This window comes from Flavobacterium sp., assembly GCF_043720215.1.
In the GTDB taxonomy this organism is placed as follows: Bacteria; Bacteroidota; Bacteroidia; order Flavobacteriales; family Flavobacteriaceae; genus Flavobacterium.
In genome coordinates, this window is sequence record NZ_JAYSSZ010000050.1 from 1 (window position 1) to 5,490 (window position 5,490).

Sequence of the window (5,490 nt, forward strand, 5' to 3'; positions counted from 1 at the left end):
CATAAACACCATTAGCATTTTTTAAAGCATCTGACAATCTCAAAATTTGTTGTTGCTCGATTGTTTCTTTACCTATAACTGTTGTAGCCTGTGGTAAATCTAACGGTTTTATATTTGTTTTTCCTGCTGTTGGCGATTTTTTATGAGTATTACCATTCACAGTTACTTCGTCAAGAGAGCGGATTTTTTTCTTTTTGACTGTATCGTTTACGACAGAATTAATAGTGTCATTTTGGGATAAAGCCAAATCATTTTGTTGTGAGAAACTTTGTGTAGAAATAAGTACAATTAAAACAAGTAATTTTATAGTTGAATACATTTATTTAGAATAATTTAAAATAATAGTGCAAATATAAAACCAACTTTTTAATTTACAAAGCTTATTTAGACTAAATATTAATAATATTTTTACTCTCTTGATTTTAAGTGTTTTGTGAAAAAAAACCTCGCATTTATTGCAAGGTTTCAGTTGAATGATTTAAAAATTCACTTTTTTCTTTTCATAGGAAATGATTCTTTAGCCTCTTTTCCTTCTTGAAATCCTGAAATTTCAGCTACAATACTATCATTAGTAACTTTAGTATACATTATTTTATTTGGAAAATCATGTTTTGGATTTTCGAAAACCAATTGATTTCCTGTTGAAGAAGTTAAATAAAATGAAGTAGATTCAGATTCGTCCTGATCCTTTACAGAAACAGTATAAAACAAACTATCCTTTTTTTGTTCTAATACAACATTTTCATTAAAAACAGTATCTTTTCCAACAAGTACAAAACTTTTTCCCACAAAAGAACTATCTGTTTTTTTAGTCCAATTTTCAGTAAAATCACTTTCCTTTGTTGTATTCTTCCATTCTCCAAGAAACCAATTTGCTTTTTCTAATTGAGAATATGTTTTACTGATTTCTTTAGTTTCGTTTTTACATGCTGCAAATGCTAAAGCTAAGATTAGTATTGAAAATATTTTTTTCATGGTTGTTTGAATTTGATTAGAATGTAAAGTTATAAAATAATGCTGATCTAGCCCAGATGGAAACGGCATCCTTTTTTTTCGTTTTTTTTGCGGGAAAAAAGATAGAGTGTACAGCTGGAAATAGCTCCTAATAAAAAATCTGAAATTTAAAAATTACAGTTTGCAATCTTTTTTGTAATTTTGCACTCCAAATATAAGGAAAAGAAAATGTTAGATAGATTACAAATAATAAAGCAAAAGTTCGACGAGATATCTGATTTGATTATTCAGCCAGATGTAATTGCAGATCAAAAGCGATATGTAGCTCTAAATCAAGAATACAAAGGACTAAAAGCGCTTGCAGAAAAACGTGACGAATACGTCATTTTGATGGCAAATATCGATGAAGCTAACGAAATAATTACTGACGGAAGCGATGCAGATATGACCGAAATGGCAAAAATGCAACTCGACGAAGCCAAAGAAAGATTACCTGAACTTGAGGAAGAAATAAAATTTTTATTGATTCCTAAAGATCCTGAGGATGCTAAAAACGTAATGGTCGAAGTTCGTGCTGGAACTGGTGGTGACGAGGCATCTATTTTTGCTGGTGATTTGTTCCGTATGTATACTAAATATTGCGAAAATAGAGGTTGGAGGACTTCGGTTGTAGATATGAACGAAGGAACTTCAGGTGGGTTTAAAGAGGTTATTTTTGAAGTTACTGGAGAAGATGTTTACGGAACTTTGAAGTTTGAAGCGGGTGTGCATCGTGTGCAACGTGTTCCTCAGACTGAAACACAAGGTCGTGTACACACATCGGCAGCTACAGTTATGGTTTTACCAGAAGCGGAAGAGTTTGATGTACAGATTGATATGAATGATGTTCGTGTCGATTTTTTCTGTTCTTCAGGACCGGGTGGACAATCGGTAAATACAACAAAATCGGCTGTTCGTCTTACACATATTCCATCGGGATTAGTGGCGCAATGTCAGGATCAGAAATCGCAACACAAAAATAAAGACAAAGCGCTAGGTGTTTTACGTTCTCGTTTGTACGAACAAGAATTAGCTAAAAAACAAGCCGAAGATGCTACAAAACGTACTTCACAAGTAAGTTCGGGTGACCGTTCTGCAAAAATTCGTACTTATAATTATTCTCAAGGTCGTGTAACTGATCACCGAATTGGTTTAGATGTTTTTGATATGGATGGCGTTATGAATGGCAAAATTCAGAAATTTGTTGACGAACTTCAGTTGGTTAACAACATGGAAAAATTGAAAGAATCTGAGATTTTTTAAAGACAAATTACTAAATTTCATTAGCCACTAATTCACAAATTAAATTTAAAAATTTGTGAATTAGTGGCTAAATTATAATAATTTTAACTTTCTTTTCAAGAAAACACAAACTACCAAACTAACTAAATTATGAAGAAAAAAATAATCCTTCTATTTGCATTAACTTACGTGTTAACTACAAAAGCTCAGTCTTATCTAGGCTATTATTACGATAATTATGCCGGAGTGCAAAGTGCTTTATACAATCCTGCCTCTATTGTAGATTCTCGTTTTAAGACCGATATAAATTTAACCTCTTTTAGCGTAGCTGTAGGCAATGATTATTACGGATTTAGTGTGTCTGACCTTATGAAAGGTGGGGATTATGATTTCGAATTGCAATCTAAAAAATTCTCAAAAAACAGTAATAATTTTATTGTAAATGCTGATGTTATGGGGCCCTCTTTTATGTTTAATATTGCTCCTAAACATTCATTAGCTATTTTTACCCGAGGAAGATCTATTGCAAATGTTAGAAATATTGATGGTGATTTGTTTAACAAATTACGTAGTGATTTTGACACTTCACAAGATTATACCATAAATTCACAAAATTTTTCTATCGTAGGAAATGCTTGGGCAGAATTAGGTATTTCTTATGCTACTATTCTTTTAAATAAAAACCAACATTTTATAAAAGGAGGTTTATCTTTAAAATATCTACAAGGCATTGGAAATGCATATATAAAAGCCAATAACGTATCCCTTGCCTATAACAACAATTCAACAGACCCTAATCTTAATACCCTTACAACAACAGGTAATTTAACTTACGGTGGAAGTCAAGAATTTGAAAATGAAGACTATAAATTTAATCAAAACTCTAATGGTTTTGGGACAGATTTAGGTTTTATTTACGAATACAGACCAAATTACGCTAGTTTTTCGGCAGATGATAAAGATCTAAATAAGTATAAAGTAAGATTTGAATTATCTGTAACCGATATTGGTTCAATCACTTACAAAGACGCAACGCTAAGAACACACAATCTAAACGGAACTAGAACGGAAGCACAATACGAAAATTTAAGTAGTGACGATTACTTAAATACTTTTCCAACCACATACTCTGATGCAAAGAAAACAAGCTTGCCAACAGCTATACACACAAGTATAGATTGGAATTTTTATAAAAAATTCTATCTAAACTTAAACTCAGATATGAGTTTAACAAGCAAAACGGCATTAAACTCAAATTCAATAGAAAATTCAGTATCAATTACACCAAGATATGAAGTAAAATGGTTTAGTTTTTACGTACCACTAAGCTATATGCAATACAGCGATTTTAGAGCTGGTTTTGGGTTCCGTGCTGGACCTCTATTTGTAGGATCAGGTTCTGCAATATCAAACTTAATTTCTGACGAATCGAAAGGGTTAGATGTTCATTTAGGTCTTAAAATCCCTATATATCAAGGAAAGAAAAAAGACAAAGACAACGACGGAATTCTAGATAAATTTGATGATTGTCCTGAAATTGCGGGTCCAATAGAAAATAAAGGTTGCCCTTGGAAAGACACAGACAATGATACTGTTTTAGACAAAGATGATAAATGTCCTACTATCTCTGGACCTTTACAAAACAATGGTTGCCCATATGAAGATACAGACAAAGATGGCACTTTAGATAAAGATGACAATTGTATTAATGAAGCTGGGCCTGCCGAAAACAAAGGTTGTCCTTATTTAGACACAGACAAAGATGGCACTTTAGACAAAGATGATAAATGCCCTACAGTTGCTGGAGAAAAAGATAATTTTGGTTGTCCTTGGTTAGATACTGATGAAGATGGTATACTAGACAAAGATGACAAATGTCCTGCTGTAAAAGGAACCATAGCAAATAATGGTTGTCCTGAGATAAGTGAAGCAGTTATGAAAAAACTGAATGATTATGCTAAAACTATTTTGTTTAATACAGCAAAATCTACTTTCCAACAGCAAACCTATCCAATTTTACAATCTATAACAGCGATTTTAAAAGAATATCCATCGTCTAACTTCTCTTTAGAAGGACATACAGATAGTGATGGTGCTACATTGGCAAATCAAACTTTATCAGAAAACAGAGCAGCTGCCGTTAAAACCTATTTGATTGAAAATGGTATCGACTCTAACAGATTGGTTTCGGTTGGTTTCGGAGAATCTAAACCAATTGCAAAAAACACAACTAAAGTTGGTAAAGCTTTAAACAGAAGGGTCGAAGTTAAATTGACTAAATAATAAAAACAAAGTTTTAAAAATCCTCCGAATACTTTTTCGGGGGATTTTTTTTATAAATTTGCACCACAACACAACAAAATGACTACAGAACAACTAATACAACAAATCAAATTCAAAAAATCCTTTCTTTGTATAGGTTTAGATGTCGATTTAACAAAAATTCCACAACATTTACTCGAGCTCGAAGATCCAATTTTCGAATTCAATAAAGCGATTATAGATGCTACACATGATTTATGTATTTCCTATAAACCCAACACTGCATTTTACGAAGCTTATGGTATAAAAGGTTGGCAATCATTACAAAAAACTATCAATTATATCAATGAAAAGTATCCAGAAATTTTCACTATTGCCGATGCAAAACGTGGCGATATCGGAAATACATCTACAATGTATGCCAAAGCTTTTTTTGAAGATTTAAACTTCGATTCTGTAACAGTTGCACCATATATGGGCAAAGATTCGGTAGAACCATTTTTAGCTTTTAAAAATAAACATACCATTATGTTAGCCTTAACATCTAATGAAGGTGCTTTCGATTTTCAAACATTAAATGTAAATGGTGATGAATTATACAAACAAGTTTTAAAGACTTCAAAAACTTGGAAAAACACTCAAAACTTAATGTACGTTGTAGGTGCAACAAAAGCGGAATATTTTTCTGAAATTAGAAAAATTGTACCCAATAGTTTTTTATTAGTTCCTGGTGTTGGTGCTCAAGGCGGAAATCTTCAAGAAGTTTGTCAATTTGGGATGAACGAGGATATTGGTTTATTAATAAATTCTTCTAGAGGAATTATTTATGCTTCCAATGGATTAGATTTTGCTGAAAAAGCTAGAAAAGAAGCACTCAAAATACAAATGGAAATGAAGGAAATTATAAGCCTAAATACAAGGTCTTAATTTTTATACTTAAAATTTGAAAACACTAACAGACCAACTAGGAACTCAACACACTTTCGAAACTTC

4 protein-coding genes and 1 pseudogene are annotated in these 5,490 nt (G+C 32.0%); 3 read left to right on the forward strand and 2 right to left on the reverse strand.

The annotated features are described in order from the left end of the window. Window positions 1–319, reverse strand: a pseudogene (locus ACHZC3_RS02145) (hypothetical protein); the annotation flags it as partial. A 167-nt stretch (window positions 320–486) separates the two neighbouring features. Beyond that, the gene (locus ACHZC3_RS02150) at window positions 487–975 is read right to left on the reverse strand and encodes a DUF6265 family protein (RefSeq protein ID WP_394758232.1); all 489 of its coding nucleotides are present in this window, start codon (window positions 973–975) and stop codon (window positions 487–489) included. Window positions 976–1,182: 207 nt separating this feature from the next. Here ACHZC3_RS02150 and prfA point away from each other — a divergent pair, with 207 nt between their 5' ends. The 3 genes from prfA (at window position 1,183) to pyrF (ending at window position 5,424) form a co-directional block, all read left to right on the forward strand. Continuing rightward, a complete protein-coding gene (gene prfA / locus ACHZC3_RS02155; protein WP_394758233.1) occupies window positions 1,183–2,256 on the forward strand; it encodes a peptide chain release factor 1 in 1,074 nt (357 codons plus the stop codon). A gap of 129 nt (window positions 2,257–2,385) precedes the next feature. Continuing rightward, complete coding sequence (locus ACHZC3_RS02160; RefSeq protein ID WP_394758234.1) at window positions 2,386–4,518, forward strand: DUF5723 family protein; 2,133 nt, start codon at window positions 2,386–2,388, stop codon at window positions 4,516–4,518. Between the two features lie 78 nt (window positions 4,519–4,596). Beyond that, a complete protein-coding gene (gene pyrF, locus ACHZC3_RS02165) occupies window positions 4,597–5,424 on the forward strand; it encodes an orotidine-5'-phosphate decarboxylase (protein ID WP_394758235.1) in 828 nt (275 codons plus the stop codon). Window positions 5,425–5,490: the final 66 nt, after the last annotated feature.

Excerpts from the sequence above, each read along its gene's own strand:
- prfA (WP_394758233.1), top strand. The coding sequence starts at position 1,183 with ATGTTAGATAGATTACAAATAATAAAGCAAAAGTTCGACGAGATATCT.
- ACHZC3_RS02160 (WP_394758234.1), top strand. The coding sequence starts at position 2,386 with ATGAAGAAAAAAATAATCCTTCTATTTGCATTAACTTACGTGTTAACT.
- pyrF (WP_394758235.1), top strand. The coding sequence starts at position 4,597 with ATGACTACAGAACAACTAATACAACAAATCAAATTCAAAAAATCCTTT.
- ACHZC3_RS02150 (WP_394758232.1), bottom strand. The coding sequence starts at position 975 with ATGAAAAAAATATTTTCAATACTAATCTTAGCTTTAGCATTTGCAGCA.